The 17062-nt window shown below is 57.0% G+C and carries 15 protein-coding genes; 7 read left to right on the top strand and 8 right to left on the bottom strand.

Annotated elements, in window-relative coordinates; translation table 11 throughout:
* The first annotated feature begins 93 nt into the window (after positions 1 to 93).
* The gene (locus ISS99_RS05725) at positions 94 to 435 is read left to right on the top strand and encodes a hypothetical protein (protein ID WP_204630630.1); all 342 of its coding nucleotides are present in this window, start codon (positions 94 to 96) and stop codon (positions 433 to 435) included.
* Between the two features lie 66 nt (positions 436 to 501).
* A complete protein-coding gene (locus ISS99_RS05720; protein WP_204630629.1) occupies positions 502 to 984 on the top strand; it encodes a hypothetical protein in 483 nt (160 codons plus the stop codon).
* A gap of 658 nt (positions 985 to 1642) precedes the next feature.
* Here the strand turns inward: ISS99_RS05720 and ISS99_RS05715 are convergent.
* The 6 genes from ISS99_RS05715 to ISS99_RS05690 form a co-directional block, all read right to left on the bottom strand.
* Positions 1643 to 3199, bottom strand: coding sequence for an FAD-dependent oxidoreductase (locus ISS99_RS05715; protein WP_204630628.1), 1557 nt, complete (start codon positions 3197 to 3199; stop codon positions 1643 to 1645).
* A gap of 348 nt (positions 3200 to 3547) precedes the next feature.
* On the bottom strand, positions 3548 to 5683 hold the full coding sequence (locus tag ISS99_RS05710) for a hypothetical protein (RefSeq protein ID WP_204630627.1): 2136 nt from the start codon (positions 5681 to 5683) through the stop codon (positions 3548 to 3550).
* Positions 5684 to 6697: 1014 nt separating this feature from the next.
* Positions 6698 to 6847, bottom strand: a complete 150-nt coding sequence (locus tag ISS99_RS05705; protein ID WP_204630626.1) for a hypothetical protein — start codon at positions 6845 to 6847, stop codon at positions 6698 to 6700.
* An 89-nt stretch (positions 6848 to 6936) separates the two neighbouring features.
* Positions 6937 to 7149, bottom strand: coding sequence for a hypothetical protein (locus tag ISS99_RS05700; protein ID WP_204630685.1), 213 nt, complete (start codon positions 7147 to 7149; stop codon positions 6937 to 6939).
* 12 nt (positions 7150 to 7161) lie between these two features.
* The gene (locus ISS99_RS05695; protein ID WP_239537711.1) at positions 7162 to 7479 is read right to left on the bottom strand and encodes a YkgJ family cysteine cluster protein; all 318 of its coding nucleotides are present in this window, start codon (positions 7477 to 7479) and stop codon (positions 7162 to 7164) included.
* Between the two features lie 873 nt (positions 7480 to 8352).
* The gene (locus tag ISS99_RS05690; RefSeq protein WP_239537710.1) at positions 8353 to 8754 is read right to left on the bottom strand and encodes an ACT domain-containing protein; all 402 of its coding nucleotides are present in this window, start codon (positions 8752 to 8754) and stop codon (positions 8353 to 8355) included.
* A gap of 300 nt (positions 8755 to 9054) precedes the next feature.
* On the opposite strand from ISS99_RS05690, the gene ISS99_RS05685 reads away from it, so the two are divergent.
* Positions 9055 to 10644 (top strand): MBL fold metallo-hydrolase, encoded by a 1590-nt coding sequence (locus ISS99_RS05685; protein WP_204630625.1) that lies wholly within the window; start codon positions 9055 to 9057, stop codon positions 10642 to 10644.
* 41 nt (positions 10645 to 10685) lie between these two features.
* On the opposite strand, the gene ISS99_RS05680 is transcribed toward ISS99_RS05685, so the two are convergent.
* Both ISS99_RS05680 and ISS99_RS05675 read right to left on the bottom strand, forming a co-directional pair.
* Positions 10686 to 11438, bottom strand: a complete 753-nt coding sequence (locus tag ISS99_RS05680) for a haloacid dehalogenase type II (RefSeq protein WP_204630624.1) — start codon at positions 11436 to 11438, stop codon at positions 10686 to 10688.
* A 208-nt stretch (positions 11439 to 11646) separates the two neighbouring features.
* Positions 11647 to 12648 (bottom strand): hypothetical protein, encoded by a 1002-nt coding sequence (locus tag ISS99_RS05675; protein ID WP_204630623.1) that lies wholly within the window; start codon positions 12646 to 12648, stop codon positions 11647 to 11649.
* Positions 12649 to 12983: 335 nt separating this feature from the next.
* On the opposite strand from ISS99_RS05675, the gene ISS99_RS05670 reads away from it, so the two are divergent.
* The 4 genes from ISS99_RS05670 (at position 12984) to ISS99_RS05655 (ending at position 17053) form a co-directional block, all read left to right on the top strand.
* Positions 12984 to 13754 carry a hypothetical protein gene (locus tag ISS99_RS05670; protein WP_204630622.1) on the top strand — a complete coding sequence of 257 codons (771 nt, stop codon included), beginning with the start codon at positions 12984 to 12986 and terminating at the stop codon, positions 13752 to 13754.
* Between the two features lie 182 nt (positions 13755 to 13936).
* Positions 13937 to 14353 carry a nuclear transport factor 2 family protein gene (locus ISS99_RS23500; RefSeq protein ID WP_284343826.1) on the top strand — a complete coding sequence of 139 codons (417 nt, stop codon included), beginning with the start codon at positions 13937 to 13939 and terminating at the stop codon, positions 14351 to 14353.
* A gap of 574 nt (positions 14354 to 14927) precedes the next feature.
* Entirely contained in the window at positions 14928 to 15938 is a 1011-nt protein-coding gene (locus tag ISS99_RS05660; protein WP_204630620.1) for a hypothetical protein, read from the top strand.
* A gap of 122 nt (positions 15939 to 16060) precedes the next feature.
* Entirely contained in the window at positions 16061 to 17053 is a 993-nt protein-coding gene (locus ISS99_RS05655; RefSeq protein WP_204630619.1) for a CC0125/CC1285 family lipoprotein, read from the top strand.
* The last annotated feature ends 9 nt before the right edge of the window (positions 17054 to 17062 follow it).

Here is a 17062-nt window from a genome sequence, read left to right as displayed (position 1 = left end):
ATGGGTGCTAAGAGCGCTTACGGCTATGATTCCGAGAGGGTTCGCCGCCCAAGGCGGGCATAAACGTTATCAAAGATCAGGAGCGGTAGATGCATGACCCCAGAGCAGGAAATCTCACGGCGCAAGAAGTTGGTTTCCGCCGCGAAAGCGCTACTTACGCTGCAAGTCGGCCTTGCAGTCGGCGCTTCTCGAATTGAGAACATACTCTTGTGGTTAGGTGAGTCGTATCAGCGCGAGCATCCTTTCTTTGCTTTTTTTATTGCGAACATTCCGCCAGACATTCCGCTGGGCGGCGCTCGGCTCCTATGGAGTTCCGGCCCTATGCTTGATTCCGACGACAGGCTGGCTCGGATCGAGGCAAAGTTTCGTCGATCACTACTTGGCGAATGCGTGAAAATCATTGATAAATACGACTCTACTTCTAGGGTGGAGTAGGCCTAGACGGATGTCGGCCTTCGACCCATGGCGGACATAATCGCGTTAGGAAGCAAGGGGGCTTCTATGGCAAATACTCAAAAGCACGACAATGATCAGCTTGCCATCGTGGCAGGCGAATTAAAAAATGGCACTTGGCTTGCCAATGCCCAGCGACGGTCACAAAGGCGTAAAAGCGCGTGGAACATTCTTCTCCCGTTGCTCGGTTTCCCACTTTGGGGAGCAATTACCTTCTCGCTGACGAAGGGCGCATCTCACTTACACGGATTGGTGCATCCTGACGCGCCTAATCTGTTCCATAACGGTCCATTGACCTTAAGTCAGGCCCTTACCCTATTTCCTTCCTTCATCGCGGCCATTTTTCCTGCATTCCTTCTTGCTAACTTTTTCGTCTACCTAATCCCGGCAGCTCGTCGCGCTATGGACTTGGAAGATCGTGGCTATCCAGGCACGAGCTACAGAACCTCCCAGTGTGCATTGTTCAAGTGTGGACTTTGGGCACTGGCTATATGCTTACCATTGATTCTCGCTGGTGCGCTCTTGGTGTAGATCGCGGGAGTGACTGTCTGGAAATTCGTGCGAAGGTAGCCACAAGCAAGCTTGCCTGTTCCGACGAGAACAATGTCCGCTTCCGACGGCGGCCTCAACTGGTCGATGCAACACACTAGCGACTGTGCAAGCAGCAGTGTTGCATCGACCAGTTGAGGCCGCCACCCGAAGCGGACTATGTGAAAGCACATCCGGGGATGAATCAGTGAGTCTTTCGCCAGCAGAAAGGGAGCTTCTACGGAGGATCGATGAGGTTCTTTACTACGTATGGGATCCAATCGGAGTCGCTTGCGTTCCTCAAGCACGAGGTGAGTACGAAAGCTACGTTCCTCAGATATTTCGGCGGCTTCAGGTGTCTACCGATGGGAAAGAGGTTGCCGAATATCTACATTGGCTGAGTACAGAACATATTGGCGTGAAGGCCAATCAAGACCATGACGCCAACGTGGCTAAAGTGCTTATCCGATGGCGAAATCATCTTATCCAGTAGCTTTTCGATATCCGCTTTCGACCCATGGCGGATCCTTCGGAACGACCGGAATTGGATACCAGCAGCAAGGTGGCCAACACCAGCGCGTTGTTCAGACCATGCTGGAGCGCCGTTCAGCCATCACCGTAATCCGCAGTTGGCGGTGGATACATGCGCCATCGGCTCCATTCACTGGGTGGTTGCCGGCCTGGATTCGCCGAACCACCGCGTTGCCGCCCGAGTCGCCTGCTCGGGGTCAAAGCCCCCTTCCCCAGCCCAGGCCACGATGCCATCGGGACGTACCAGCACCGCGTCCAAGCTGAGGTTGTCTTCGACGCTGCCTGCAACATACATAACGCGATCGCGCCAGCGGCTCGCAAGCTCCCGACATGGGGTATGTGCGCTGAAGTCCAGCCACAAGCCGTTTCCGCGGTTGAGCAGTGCACCGACCTTTGTGCCATCGGACAGCTCAAAGTCCGGCACGCTGCGCCCTGCCAGCGGATGATCGGCACCCACGTCGTATCGAAGGGAAACGCCCCATACGCGCTCGGCGAAGTAAGTTGCACCGTCGCGCGTGTCGACGAGTTGGCGGACGATGGCTTCCAGCGCCCGAGAACTGGGGCTTGGGCGCATGAGAGCGACCTGGGCGCGCGACCAGTCGAGAACCTGCTTTCCCACCGGATGCCTCTCGTCCAGATAACTGTCGAGCAGGCCGACCGGCGCGTCTCCGCGATGGGTAGCTGCGAGCTTCCATCCGAGGTTCATTGCGTCGCCGATCCCGAGATTGAGTCCCTGGCCGCCCAGCGGAGAATGAATGTGTGCGGCGTCGCCGGCGAGCAAGATCCGACCGCTGCGATAGGCGGTTGCCTGGCAGGCACGATCCGTCCACGTCGTAGCGAGTCGCAAAGCAGTCAGCGTCACGTCCGTTTGGGAAACACGACGCAACACCGTCTGCACGTGATCGAGCGTGATCGGCTGGGTGCGGTGAAAAGCGCCGCCATCGAAGTCGACCATGGCGACGGTTCCGGGCCGGGCGTAGGTATACATGCCTGTCGGCGTGTAGGTGCGGCCCGGGTGAAGTGCATCAGGATCTTCCATCTCGACGTCGAGCGAATATCCGGTGAACTCAGGATCCGTGCCGACGAAATCGAAACCGCCCAGCTTGCGCACCATGCTGCGGCCACCATCGCACCCAACGAGCCAGCGACCGCAGAAGGTCTCGTCCTTGGTGCGGACGATCACTTCGTCGTCCGTCTGCTCGAATCCCTCGACGGCAACACCGCGGCGAATGTCGACGCCCATGGCGCATGCCCGAGTCGCGAGTACGGCTTCGAGGGATTCCATTTCCACCATCAGACTGGTGCCCGCAGGGCTTGGCAAGCGATAAGGCCAACGTGAGCGATCGATTTGGTCATCGAAGAACGGGATGCCTGCAAAATGGCCCGCCGGACGCCGTGCTTCCTGCATCCAGTGAGCCGCCGCCCGGACGGCACCGGAAGCTTCTTTCACTTGCTGCGCCTCTTTCACGGCGTCCAGCAGTTCGCGGCGGTAGAACGCTTCCAAGGTGGGGGCCGAAAGGCCGCGCATGCCAAAAGGAAGTCGCTTAAAGGGCGAACGTGGATCCGCGGATTGCTCCAGCACTACGACCGAAAGGCCGAAGAGTCTGAGTTCACAGGCGAGAAACAGGCCGACGGGGCCTGCACCGGCAATAACAACGTCATGGGATTTCGGATGATGACTGTGCATGGGTGACTCCAGAGTCGATTCGATATTCGACCGGAGCGTTCCTCGAATTCGAGAACCCCAAGGACGAATGATGGGGCGCGCATGGCGTCCGATATTCGTCGCGGGGGTCCCAAGCACGAAGCCAAAGACCAGAGCTTTCGTTACCGAAAGGACTTGGGCTTACCAAACCAAGTCTGCCTTTTCCGACCCGGCTACGTTAGCACGGCTATTGCGATGAACGCCATTCCCCTGGGACGCGGCTACCGACGACAACCACCGCTAATCGCTCAAGCGATAAAGGGGGTGTCTGCCCTCCCCCAATTATGAGAAAAAGCGGCGACCGTGTTTAGGCGGTCGCCGCGACGTGAGTTAATTGACCTTACTGCCAGGAAGTTTGCTGACGTCAATGGGTTTGACGTGAAGCACTGTATGGGCCAGCTCGCTGGCCTTGTAGGTTCCAGCAAAGCCGGTGTTGCCTGTGACCTCGACATCGAAGAGGCAACTGGCGTGCAGCAGTGCATTGGTAACATTTTTGCAGGCCACCTCGGCGACCTCGGCACTAACCGGTTTTGCGGGGGACTGATTGGGAATAGTGCATACCTTGGCGTTTTCAACGGGCCACGCCGTGTTTGTGAAATTGGCGGTCGATTGGCCGGGAGGGTAGTCAAAGAGTGTGTTGCTGTTGGTAACACGCCATGCATTGCCGAATGTGTGATAGAGGGTGTCGTAGCGCCCACTCAAGGAGGCTGGCATGGCACCCACTGCCTTTCCGTTTGGCAGAGCGGGCAACCAGCTGCCTTTGGGAACGTACCCAGCGATGCCGGTCTCGGATGGTCCGACGCCATCGCTGAGAAGTCCGGTGTGTTCAAACTGGAGGTTGAGATACTGGATGGAGTCGTAGCTGCCTGAGGGAATCGCGGTTAAGACTTTGCCATCAGGGAAATCGATTTCGACTCCGTTGCCTGCCGAAGACTTTTTGACCAGGGCTCCGCTGCCCAGACCAATGGGCTTTGCATCGAGGGTCGTGAGTTTGCCATCGATGCGGAGATCGAATGTGCCGTGACCGTAAGCGCCGGTAAAGCTGGGCTCGTAGGAGACGCGATGGCCCCCTACCCTAGCGGCAACGGCGGAGTTCACTGCCAGGCAGCTGAACAGCTGGTCGTTGTTTTTGTTGCCAGGGTCGTAATCGCCGGGCTTCAGAGTTGGAATCGGGGTTTGCCGCGTTTGAATCATTGTGCCGGATGAATCCTGGAGGGAGATAAACTCTCCAGCTGCCTGGAAATTGTAGTAGACATCATCGACGGTCGTGATGTGCGGTTCCCCAACGATGCTGGACGCACCACAGCTTGCCGTGTGAGTGTGGCTCGTGTCATAGACTTCCATGAACTGGATCGAAGGCGTGCTTCCGCCATAGGGGCAGCAAGTCGGGGAAGTCGTTGATGGAACGAAGTTGAGGTTGTTTGATTCGCCCGTGGTACCCGCATTGAATTGACACGTTGGCTGATTCGTCGTGCCATCGGTAACGTCGGACTCAAGGACCAAAACCGTACCGTCGTTGAATTGGGCTTGCCAACCATTCCAGTTCCCCAGCACGTTGAATTCAGCCTGGTTCCAGACGCTGGAGATTTTTGTATAGTTGTCAGGGACCGTGGCTGATTTATAGGCAACACCTTTATAGATAACCGTGGCCTCATCGTTTCCGCCTGGCGTGGCGGAAGCGGACATGGAGAGCTGGTCCAGGTCGGTAATTGGAATTTGACCGTCATAGATGACGGTAGCCCCGCCATTCTGCTCACAGTCATAGCCGTCTGTATCAGGCTCAATGTCACTGAAGCCGGTAGGGCAATTGCCGGATGTATTGCCTGCACCGCCATAGTTGAACAACCAGTATTCGATAAATACCACCGACTTGCCGGTATCCGTGCTCGACACGATGTCGTTGGTGGACATCAGATACTGTACCCATGGCACGCAAGCCGAATAAGAGCCACATGCACTGGAGTAAGTATCCGAATTCGTGTTGATCTGCAGCATGAATTCATTGGAGCCAGAAACGCCGCTGTATGGGTAAGCAGGAACCTGGACGTTTGTCTCACTCGTAACGCCATTTACAACGCGGAATTTGCCCACGACAGTCGAAAAAAAATGTCCGGTTGGAGCCTGAGCGACCAAGTCGTTGCTGCCCGATGCAGTACCTCCGACAGCCTCGGTACCGCCTTCTTTCTTGATACGCCGCGGCCGCACATTGTGCGCTTTGGGCGGAGGCGCACATTGCACCTCTACCCATTTTGTACTGGGATAAGCAGCCTTGAAGCACCCTCCCTTTGGGGCTGGAGTATGGTGCATCGTCTTTGACCAGGTCTCGCGGGCCTGCGCATCGGTAGCGCTTGTGATCTCCTTTGGTCTGTTAGTCTCATTTACTGCCTGGGCTGCCAACGACCCGGCGAACCCGGCCATGCATGCGAGAAAAGCAACACGAATCGACGCTTGCTTTGCAGTTTGCATATTCCCTCCTCGGGCGGACACGGCCGCTCGGCTTTGCGGGCCCTTGAGAAATATCAAATTTTCGCGACAACGTGGAAGGCATCAATAACTGAGGTTGGCGGATGCATGGAACAGATGCAGTAGTTGGGGGCTACCTCCTATGCGACATCGGAAGAACGCGCGCCATGCGAACATCCCATTCAAAAATGACGTATCTTGATCGATGCGATATTGGGTGGAAAGTCGACGCAAGCACAAAAGCGCTCATTTGAGCGATAGCGCAGCAGATGCTGGGATGTCGGTCGAGTAAGGAAAATATGCCAGGTTAAAACCATGGCTCGGGCAACAAATGAGCGCTTTCGGGCGGAAGGCTGCCCTCTGCCTAGTTACCATTCGAGCAAGCGGACGTTTGCCGCAACCCTCCGTGCTCCAGTGGTTCTGGAGACTGTGGTATTGCGCATGGAGTTGAGCGCCGATTCCCTACCGGCCGACTCAATCACTTGCACACAACTGCTTTTCGAGGTGAGCTATCTAGCTTCGCAGCCATTGCCACACCGCAGGATGCTCTCCTGATGGGTTGTTCGCGACTGGTGAAAACGGGACTGTCCCGCTGACGGCTTTGCTTTCATAGCACCCCCCTTTCCTGCCCGATATGCAGGAATCCCCGGTACTCGAAATCGTCTGGCAAGCTCGCACGTGGCTTCACGTGCGACGTACCCGCAAATTTGCCGTGAAACTGTCGCGATCCTACGCGCAAACTGGTTATTGCGAGGTGAATTGGAAGGGTCAGTCCCAACCTTTGCTTCTGAACGACTCGAAGGAATGAGGACGCTTCAAGCGGGGGCAAAGCTCTTAATTTAAATGGCCAATGGCCATTTCTGTGTCACATTCAAGTCAACGCCGGAGTCGTCACGACACCGCCATCATGAACCGCGTATAGCCCGCACTGAATAGGCGTGGTCTTTGCAACTTTCACACTGGTTTCGTCAATACCTACCTTACAACGAGCATGCCAATGCACCGAGGGAGAAACGCTCACAGATAACCTTCGGGCGGGCCTCGCCGGGCATCATCAGGCTTTACGTCATCGCGCGGCGCCTTCTTCTTCGCCTGCTTCGCCTCTTGCTGTTTCTTTTTGGCCAGTTCGCGCTGACGCTTTTCAAATGAATAATTTGGCTTTGCCAAGTGTGTTTCCTCGTTTAATCAATGAAGGTGTGTATGGCGCTCGATGCAGTTTTTCACTGCATGAACGATGTTCACTTCTTACCTAACATTTACTTGGATTTCGTTGAGACGTGGTCCGCATGGGCATGCGTCTCCGCTTTTTCATCTTTGCGATGAAATGGGTTGTTACCCAACACTTCAATACAGCCACCCGCCAGGTTGAATGCGGCTATATCCGCCGCAATGCGCTCGCTAGTGAGTCCTTTGGAAAAGGCAGAGCCGGCGTGAGGGTTGCCAATACCGGATTGGCGGTGGTTAGACATGATGAAATCCTCTCATTTCACAACCATTTTAATGGCACGATCATGCTCGCGCGCGTAGTCAGTGCGAATGGCATTGCAATACGATCCACCCCTGACGAATCGCCTGCAGACGGCCGGACGATTTTCATAAATGCTACAGCACATGCGCGTGCGATCCAGAGCAACGCACCACCCATCCTCACCGTGTGCCATCACGTCACGACCTTTTGGATGCTGCGTGACGAAGTGAGCAGGAACATCGTCTCCGGACTCCAGAAAAACCACGAGGCGACAGCACACCGCATCACAGGACGCGCAATGCACCTTGCCTTTCGTAGGTCTAGTAGACATGAGCCATGGTTGCCTAGCGGCTGAATGGCATAGCATCAATGCTCCAAAGAGCATCATTCGCGCACCAGAGGTGATTAGTGCGGGAGATGAGGGGTGAGGCGGCGAACAACGGATCTGATTGGAAAAACATGGCGTTTGTGCAGCCATGGTACACCATACCTGCCTAACGCGTGAGATCTTTGAATTCACTCCACACAATCACAAGCCCGTCGAGCCCGTGACAAATTTGAAAAATTGCTATTTGGGTCCGCCGGGCCCATGATCAACCCGTGTCTTTAGGGGGTATCGGCCCCGACATCTCACGGGTGACCGCAAGCTATCGCCCCTGAGCCTTACCTTGCTTCTTGTGGGCAGGGCTTCATCTCGTGCCGTCGCGCACTTTCGCGACTGTCTATTAGGCAAACCTATTATGGCCCGCACCCTTGAGCCGCTTTCCGCGGCCCAGATTCATAGTGTCTATGCAACAGAGAAGGCGTTCAGCACGCAGGTCTCTGCTACAGAGGTGATCCGATATTCAAAGACGTCTGCGTACAAACGAGAGCCGATCCCTTCAGGGCGCTTTCCAGAACGCCCCGGGCTGTCGAACAAAAGTAGAAAGTATTGACGCAAGACCCCGTCATGGGGATTTCGTTTCGCTACTCGTGATGTGTCTCGCCTCGGCAGGGACACCCTTGCCAGGAGGGATTCTTCTTGGAGGGCAAGGATGCCTTGGTGAGTTCGAATCCTGCTATCGGTCGAGACGAGTTCCGATTGCTATCGATTTCCGATATCTCTATTAGGTTGCGCGCTCACTCGTCGCCAAGACGTTTCGCAAGAGAGCGTGCCGAGAACCACCGAGGCAGGTCGGAGCAAAGCGATGCCATCCCGACCGAATCACCCGATGCTTTTCCCTTCGAGAATCGTATGCCCGGCAGCGGCGAGCAATCGCTTGCCTGCCTCCGCATCCTCGGACTTGAGAAGCAGGCAGTCGCCGTCGAAGGTGGATACCAGAAAGACGCCAAGACCGTTTTCCGACAACGGCCTGATGACGGAAAGCACAATGCCGGGTTCGCCGAAGGCAAACGGGCCGACAAATCGCAGGCACACCCATTCCCGATCTGACTGTATGTCCGCCGGAATGCGTTCAATCGGGCACACGATGGAAAGCTCGTCGCCGTTTCGAGTAATTGAAACGAACCCTTTTCCATCGGCCCACGACGGTATGGCGGCGTCGCCGCTCATGCGGCTGATGCCGTAGCGTCCCTCCAAGACGTGCAGTTTGATTGCTTTTCCCATGGCGCCTTCCAGAAACGTGGTTTGGTACACCCATGCGGCGCATGGAGCCTGCACCGACCTAACTTACCATGAGCTACCGTACGATCCAGGAGGACTCGCGTACCGCTTATCGTGCAAAACCGGTCCGCTTGTCGAATGGCGGCTTGGCGCTACACCACGACCACCTGATGTTGCGTCTTCGCCTTCAGTGACGCGATAGATGAGCATGACGATCACGACGTGACTTCCAGCACGTAGGCAATTAAGCGAACCTGCTTAATCTGCAAAGTCAGTCGCCATGCCCTCGAGCCCAATCCAGAGATGAATCGCCCCACTCCGGTTTTCGTTGCGCTTATCGCCTTGTCCTTTGCCGCCCAGACGTTTGCAGACGACTCCATGCAAGATGGAGCCATCGTCAGCAGCCAGGTGCATCCGGGCTGCGAAAAAATCGATGCGCGATCCTGTCTCGATCTGGCAATCGACGCCATGGGCGGTTACCGCCGGCTCGCGGACATTCACAGCGTCAACTACGACAGCATCGGGTACGTTGAGCTGGCAGACCAATCGCCGCGACAGTATCCGTTCCTCACTGCTTACGAACGCGACGAGGTCACGGTGGATTTCGATGGGCAGCGGCTGGTGCGCCACGAACACCTTATCTGGCCCGAATCCGATCCACATACCGAGAATGTGGACGTGACCATGATTATCGACCCGCAAGGTGCCCGTTGCCGCGGCACGCAAGGGGCCATGCCGTGCGAATTGCTCGGCCTGGACTCCGCTGAAGATGCGTTGACCATGGTTCCCGAGCGCCTTCTTCTGCAAGCACGTGCCGCCACCGACCTGCACTACGGAGTTTCGCAGTGGTTGCGGGCAACGCCCCATACTGCGCTGGCTTTCACCTGGCACGGCCAACAGGTTCAAGTGTTGCTGAATGCGTATACCCATTTGCCCGATGCCTTGGAGCGAACCCGTCTGTTTCGCGACTTCTGGCTAAGCTGGGGCGATGTCAGGCAGCGCGTTTATTTCGATAACTGGCGTCTCGTTCAAGGCGTGGTACTCCCGACCACCTACGTCGAACAACGCAATGGTATCGAGTTGGGCTCGACCCAAATATTCAATCCCGTTTTCAATGGCGCGATTGACAACGAGGCGTCTGCCAAGGCTTCGAACGGGCGCACGGGAGATACGGCGCCACCCCTGTGGAATTCACCCTTCAGCGACAAGCAGCACGTCGAACTGGCGCCTGGTATCGAGCTTTATCAGGGCGCCTGGAACACGACGCTGATAAAACAAGACGACGGCGTTCTGGTACTCGAGGCACCCATTTCTTCAACATTCGTAAAAGCCGTTCTTGCCAAGGCCCATAGCGAGTACCCGGCCAGCCCCATCAAGGGGGTGATAAGCACGTCCGATTCCTGGCCGCACATCGCCGGCGTGCGGCAAGCCGTCGCCGATAACCTGCCTGTCTACGTGCTCGATCTCAATCGGCCATTGCTCGATGCCCTGGTCGCCGCGCCACACTCCCTGCGTGCCGACGATTTGCAGACACATCCAGCGCCGCCACATTGGGTCACGGTGGGTCATCAGATGGAACTCGGCCAAGGGCCAAACCGAGCCATTCTCTATCCGCTGCGCGGCGCGTTGACCGAGCGCCAGTACATGGTCTATTTCCCTCAGTACAGGTTGCTTTATGCCAGCGATACGCTAGCCATAAACCCCGACAAGACGCTGTTCTTTCCGGAGATGATGCACGAAGTCGCACAGGCCGTGGCCCGGGAGCACCTGCAAGTCGACACTGTGTTTGCCATGCACGAAGGCCCCACGTCGTGGGCCTGGGTGAAGAAGCAGATCACAAGCGCTTCCGTAGCCGGAGAGCATCCGGTGCCCCACGATCCATCGCCCGAATAAAGTGCGACGGTGCGTTGCGTGGCCGCCAACGCTCCGATCGCCTATAAACCTACGAATGAAGATATCGCTTGGAAGTTCGAAGCGACCGCGTCAGGCTCGACGGCAAGGTGTTCAGCAGGCGCGCCGGAGCGATTTATCCAGATCGTTCGATACCCGAATGATTTGGCGCCCACCGCGTCCCAGCCGGCAAATGCAACAAAAGCGGTCTCTTCACGATGCAGCCCGAACGCGGATGTCGCCATTTGATACGCCCGTGGATCGGGTTTGTACGCTTTCACCAGATCGGTAGACAGCAGCTTCTCAAACGCGCCTTCAAGGTCGGAATTCCGAATGCTTGCTTCAAGCATGGGAATTGAAAAGTCATTTAAAGGCGCAAGTATCAAACCTTGCTGCTTCAGTTGCCTGAGGGCGGGCGCAACGTCTGGCCACGCCTTCATACTCATCAGGGCAACCTTCAATTGATTGCGTTGCGCGTCGGTAACTCGAACCTTTCTTTCATCTGCGATGAATTGCAGCGCATCATCGGCAATTACCGGGAATTCAACGTAGCTATTTGTGAGGGTTCGTAGCCACGTATATTCAAACACCTTGTCGCGCCACCTGGCCGCAAATGCCGGGCTATCGCCGGGCGAGATTGCACTGAGGGTCGCAAGCACGGGATGCGGATCGAATAACGCAAGCCCATCAAAACCAATCGCTTTGATACGGGGCACCGCTGTCCCGGCAATTGATGTATTGACGGCCATGCTCGCAGCCGTAGCCATGGCAGCGGTGATGAAATTACGCCGATTCAATTTTGCTTCTCCGTAAGCGGGGACCAAATCAGCCCTGGATGCTATAGATCCTGGTTGCCTGTGTCGACACCGCAGCGCCACTCAAAATCGGAGGCGCCGTTGGCAACCATGGCGTAAATGCATGCTCGTTTGAGCGAACTGACTCCTTGCTTGTCGAGCTAGTCGTCCTGGAGCTGCCCGATCGGGTTCCTGCGCGCCCCTGCAAACCTCAATGCTGGTGGCAAGCCATGCAGGCGTAGCTGCTGCCGATCATCATGGGCGAAGTCGGTTTCTGTCCCGGTGGAACTTCCGCATTGAACGCGACGACATTCGCCTTGGCATCGCGAAGCCTCTGCTCCAGCACTTCACGATACGGCCACTGCGCATAGTCGGGTGACTGCTTCGCGGCGGCGTAAACCTTGAGCGCGGTCTGCCAATCGCCGGACTTGGTGAGCATGTCGCCCATGTTGAGGAAAAAACCTTCCTCGTTGTGCGGGGCCTTGACCGAATTGAGGCAGGCGCGCGCGTCACGGCTATTGGCGGTCGCTTTGGCGACATTTTGTGCAAAGCGGTCGAGGTTGGCGCCATGGCGGTCGAGTGTGACGTGTCCGCACAACTCCAGGTTCTGCCACTGTTGTTCGAGCGCCTGCTTGAACCCGTCGCTGGAAGCCGGCAGCCCGCTTGCCACGTAGCCGGCGGTGAACAGGTTGAACGCGGGCCAGTCGGAAACGGCCTTGCGCATGACATCCGCACCCTGCTGGCGTAACGCGGCATCGCGGTCAACCCGGGCCTCGGCCAGCATCGCGCTGGCGAGGAAGCCGCGGAAGCGTGCATCGTCGGGGGCCAGGTCGACCGCCTTCTGGAAATACTTGCGGGCCAGCACGATATCGTCCGTGATGCTTGCGGGACGCTGCTGCAGCCGGTCGCTTTCCGCCACGCGCCACATATGCAGCCAACCCACGTGAGCCGCCGTCATCGCATCATTGGGATCGCGTAGATAGGCTGCCGTGGAAGCCTCGATGCTGGCCTGGATGTGGGCGTAGTCGCTGCTATGGAAGGTTTGCCAGAACAGTTGGTCCGCTTGTGCTGTTGCTGGCTGCCGTGGCGGCGTGGCGACCTCGGATTGCGCCATGACCAGGCCTGCGGCAAGAGCGCCTAAAGCTGCGACGAGCGCCAGGGTCATGGGCTGCCGGGCAGTTGCCAGATGACGAAACAGGGACGACTTTTTCATGAGGCGACTCCATGGTGATGGTGGACTCCATGGACGTCAGTTTGCCGAGCTAGCCCGGGCATCGACACTGTGGTTGATCAGGTATCGGCTTTGACAGTTGTCATGCGTCCCTGGGTGGCAGCAATGAGCGGCGCCTTTAGGCCCATTACCCGAGGATCATTTCCCGCCGGCCTTGCACTAACTTTAGAAAAATCGTTTTGGACATCGACAGGAAAATGACGGTGATGGAATAATTCACCATGGGGCGTAGTGGGGAATGTAGACACCTACCCTACTGCCAACGTCTGGTCATGCCAGTTCAAATTTGAATTTTTTAATATAGGAAGCCCTTGCAAATGCTTGCACACGCGTGGCGTTCGGTCTCAAGCATTGCAGTCCTTTTGATTTTTTGTGTCGCCGCTACGGACGCATTTGCACAAACAGCGGACCCTTCCTGCGGAAACTCCGGTGCTGCGGGCCAGGCTGCAACGACAATGCCGGTTGACGACGGCAACTCCCCGACTTTGCCCAAGTCGGCGACCACTCCCGAAGGTTTTGTTCCCGCCGGGTGGAGAATCGAAAAGAAACTCGAAGGGGATCTCGACCAGGATGGAGATGCCGACCTCGTCTTGGTTTTACGCAAAACCAGCCCACGCAATATTGTGTCGATCGACGCGGATGGCTGCCTCGTTCCCTTTGATACCAACCCTCGCATGTTCGTCGTGGCCTTCCACAAAAGATCGCCAGATTCCTATTCCTTGGCGGTTGCCAGCCATACGCTGATCCCCCGGGAAGGTCTGCCGGTTCCAGATAGCAACCTTATCAACGCGTGGGACCCGCTTAAAGACGTGCTTATTGCTCGCGGAAACATCATGCTGACCCTGGATTACGGTGCCGAGCGGGACTGGAATACCATCACCGAGACTTTCACGTTCCGCTACCGAGACAAGTGTTTCCAGGAGATCGGTTACGACTCCCGGGAGAGCGACACCAAGAGCGACATTTCCTTTACCAGCATCAACTTTCTGACGGGAAAGAAAAAGGAATGGGGGACCGCGTCGGACAACAGCTATTTGCGCTGGACGACACTGCCTAAGAAGGCTTTGAAGTGCATTGACGAGTTTTGACAAAAGCGCAGCCTTTGTATAGATGACTCCACGGACCCCGATACGGGGTATTGCAGCAATCGTGGTCATCGTTGCTCGTAGCGTGCAGATCAACGACTAACCCGAGGCGATCGCCAAGCCGGCTCCACGTTGTCCTGTGCGCCCCTGTCACGCGAGTCGCAGCGCACTCACTAGCGCAGACAGTGCGGCAGGCTGATGCTGACGATGGGGATAGTATACATACGGCCCATTCGGAATCGGATATCGCCGCTTTGCGATCAATCGCTCAGACCTATTTCGACGCAGCCTACGAAATGGACGCCGAAAAATTCGCCCCCTTGTTTCATCCGTCGAGCTCTGTGACGAAGATCGACGAAGACGGCAACGTGAGCGTGACGCCAATTGCAACCTGGCTCGCGGCCGTACGCAACATACAGGCGCCGAAATTGCGGGGCTGCGAGCGTAACGAACAGATCCTTTCAACCGATGTAGAGAGGAATCTCGGGGTGTTGAAGGTAAAATTACAGGTCCCGCCGCACGTCTTCACGGACGTACTGTCATGTCTGAAGATTCAAGGCACCTGGAAAACCGTCCAGAAGGTGATGATTGCGAACGTGTAGCCACGGTCCAAGTGGGCGATATATTCAGGCCGATCCGCTCTCCCGGTAACAATCCCTGGGCACCCTGCCCTACGACGCTAGATCTTGCGAATTCCAATCTGATTGAGCACCTCGCTGGTGCTGCCACGGGGACTAAGGGCGCTTGCACCTATATTGTGGAAAGGTCCGCCTACAACCGCGACTTCAACCGAGCCAGAACCGCCAATCAGGCGCTTGTCCAGCTCTGTCTACCTCCTACGCAAATGTCTTGACCGTACCACTCTCACCCCGGCACGATTGGTGGCATACAGCAGTCGGCAGGGGCTGGTTGCAGGGGAACAAGGGTGGCTCTTGGTGGTTGTTCATCCGTATACATCCCCAATGCCATCGGAATGACCGGTGACTCACGTGTGGAACGCTGCGCCTAGGCGCGGCGCCGGTAGTTAAAGGTTTTACAGGGAAGAATTCAGGGGGATCAAACATGAAAAGCATGTTGCTGCCGGCGTGCCTGCTGGTCGCCGTTGTTCCGTTTGCGCACGCTTCCACCGTAAGGTCGAGCAAACTGCCACAGCCGAAAAAGATGACTTGCCTGCAAGTGAAGCAAGCCATCTCCATCTCGTCGACACGGGGGTTGCTGCATATCCCCTGGGACACCGAGATTACGCCAGGCGCTTATATTTCCGAATATGAAGACGCTAATGGCGTGTATTACCGTGCACCCGAAGGAGCACTTACCGAGCGGCGTACCGATGAAAAGGAAACCTCGAGAGCCGGGCGCACCTTGACCTTCGATGGCGGCATTTACGTTCCGAACGACCCCGCCACCGCACCGACGCTCTACGAATATTATGCGACGATGTCTCTGCGGCCCGACTCCGCGCCGAGCGATACGGATTGCTCGACGCTCACCTATACCGTCGATCCCAATACCCAAAAAGTCAGCGTGATGAGGACGGGGGTCGCCTTTGGCGCAGGTGCCGCTATCGGCATGACTACCGGCCGCTTCGTTCACCCTCACGTGCACACCAGTTACGGGCAGGCTGCCGGGGTCGGATTAGCAGGCGGCCTGATCGCCGGCTTGATCATCGGGGCAATCGAGAAAAGCAAAGAAGGCGAGATCCTGCCAGGACCGGCGCTGGACAGTCCGGCCGAAGAAAAAATCAAAACGCTGGTGACGAACAAAGTGGCGTTGGGAGAGCTTCCGCAAGCGGGCATTTCGAACGTAGCGGCTGCCGCGCCTGCACCACCCGCGCCAGCGGCACCGGCCACACAGGTTGCCGCACCAACAACGGGTGCGAGTGGCGGGGTTGAAACCGCGGCCATGCCAGCACCGGCTGTACCGGCCGCCACATCAGCACCCGCGACTGCGGCTGCCCTCGCTGCTGCACCGGCCACTGCAGTATCGCCAGCTCCCGCCAACGTAGTGGCGGAGCAGTCAATGCAATCGTTAGCACAGAACGTTGCCACCCAGATGGGATGCGGCGCGGTCAAAGCCGATGGCGACTCCGCTTATGTAGCGCCTTGCGGAGAGAATGGCGTCTATATCGGATGCGACGCAGGTCAGTGTCGGCCTCTGCACACCATCAAGTTGGAAGGCGACCAATAGGCGGGCTTCGAGTATCCGAATTGGGGGGTGTTGGGGTGACAAGCGCGAGTGAAAATTCGAGGGCTCGCGCTGATCAGTCATTCAAGCGGCCCGGCTAGTTCGTATTCGAACCAGGGGGAAACATGGAACGGTTTATCAAGGCAGTGGCACTGTTGCTGCTGGTAACGATGCTTGCGAGCTGTGCCACGCCGTACCAGAAACGAGGTTTCGGGGGCGGATATCACGAGACCAAGATCGATCAAAACAATTACATCGTCTACTTTGACGGTAACGGAGAATCCAGCGAGCAACGCATCTGGAGTTTCTGGATATATCGCTGCGCGCAGCTAACCTTGGAAAACGGCTATACCTATTTTTCGCTGTCGCGCGTTCTAAACAACATGAATAAAGCAACCGCCTTCGATCCGGACGAAGGTGGTCATGCTTACCCCGCCGTGCTTATCGGTGACGCCAATGGTCACTTGATCGACGTTCACGCCGGCGGCTACAGCGGGGTTATCCTTGTTCCGGGCGGAACGATTGTTTCATGGCACTCGAAAGCAGTCGTGACGATGTACGGCCAGATTGTGCCGCAAAAAACGCTTGTCGTGCGTGCACAGACGGTTATCGACATGCTTGACGCGTACATCAAGTCCGGCGGGACAACCATGCCGCCGGATCGTACGTCGATCGCCAATGCGGCGACGTTTGCCTTAGGTCCCAATCTCACCGTCGTAAACGTGCACCAGTACCTGCTGTCGAAGCTGTCGCAGCCGGCACGTGCCATGCCTAACGGTTATTCGACGCCCCTTTACGCTGTCCAACCCTCGCGTAACGACGACACGGCATCCGGTCCGCCACCTGCGACCGCCCCGGCGCCATCGGCTGCGAGTATTAGCCCGCCCGCCGTTACCCCGCCACCCGCCCCCGCTGCCGCGTTGACGCCAGAGAAAGCTGCACTCGCTGCACACCTGTCGATGGCTCAGTCGGTCGCCACGCAAATCGGCTGCGGTGCAGTACAAATCAACGAAGGCTCGACGTTCATCGCACCCTGTGGGAGTTACAGCGTGGTGATCAGTTGCGACGGCGATCAATGCCGCCCGATACACACGGTCAACGCGAAGAGTGAAGACTAGGGCACCGCA

The sequence above is a fragment of the Dyella mobilis genome, from assembly GCF_016904945.1.
In the GTDB taxonomy this organism is placed as follows: Bacteria; Pseudomonadota; Gammaproteobacteria; order Xanthomonadales; family Rhodanobacteraceae; genus Dyella_B; species Dyella_B mobilis.
This window is presented reverse-complemented; position numbering and strand designations above follow the sequence as displayed.

Bases quoted from the DNA above. Each gene is read 5' to 3' on its own strand.
- ISS99_RS05725 (WP_204630630.1), top strand. From the start codon at position 94: ATGACCCCAGAGCAGGAAATCTCACGGCGCAAGAAGTTGGTTTCCGCC.
- ISS99_RS05720 (WP_204630629.1), top strand. From the start codon at position 502: ATGGCAAATACTCAAAAGCACGACAATGATCAGCTTGCCATCGTGGCA.
- ISS99_RS05715 (WP_204630628.1), bottom strand. From the start codon at position 3,199: ATGCACAGTCATCATCCGAAATCCCATGACGTTGTTATTGCCGGTGCA.
- ISS99_RS05710 (WP_204630627.1), bottom strand. From the start codon at position 5,683: ATGCAAACTGCAAAGCAAGCGTCGATTCGTGTTGCTTTTCTCGCATGC.
- ISS99_RS05700 (WP_204630685.1), bottom strand. From the start codon at position 7,149: ATGTCTAACCACCGCCAATCCGGTATTGGCAACCCTCACGCCGGCTCT.
- ISS99_RS05695 (WP_239537711.1), bottom strand. From the start codon at position 7,479: ATGTCTACTAGACCTACGAAAGGCAAGGTGCATTGCGCGTCCTGTGAT.
- ISS99_RS05690 (WP_239537710.1), bottom strand. From the start codon at position 8,754: ATGGGAAAAGCAATCAAACTGCACGTCTTGGAGGGACGCTACGGCATC.
- ISS99_RS05685 (WP_204630625.1), top strand. From the start codon at position 9,055: ATGAATCGCCCCACTCCGGTTTTCGTTGCGCTTATCGCCTTGTCCTTT.
- ISS99_RS05675 (WP_204630623.1), bottom strand. From the start codon at position 12,648: ATGAAAAAGTCGTCCCTGTTTCGTCATCTGGCAACTGCCCGGCAGCCC.
- ISS99_RS05670 (WP_204630622.1), top strand. From the start codon at position 12,984: ATGCTTGCACACGCGTGGCGTTCGGTCTCAAGCATTGCAGTCCTTTTG.
- ISS99_RS05655 (WP_204630619.1), top strand. From the start codon at position 16,061: ATGGAACGGTTTATCAAGGCAGTGGCACTGTTGCTGCTGGTAACGATG.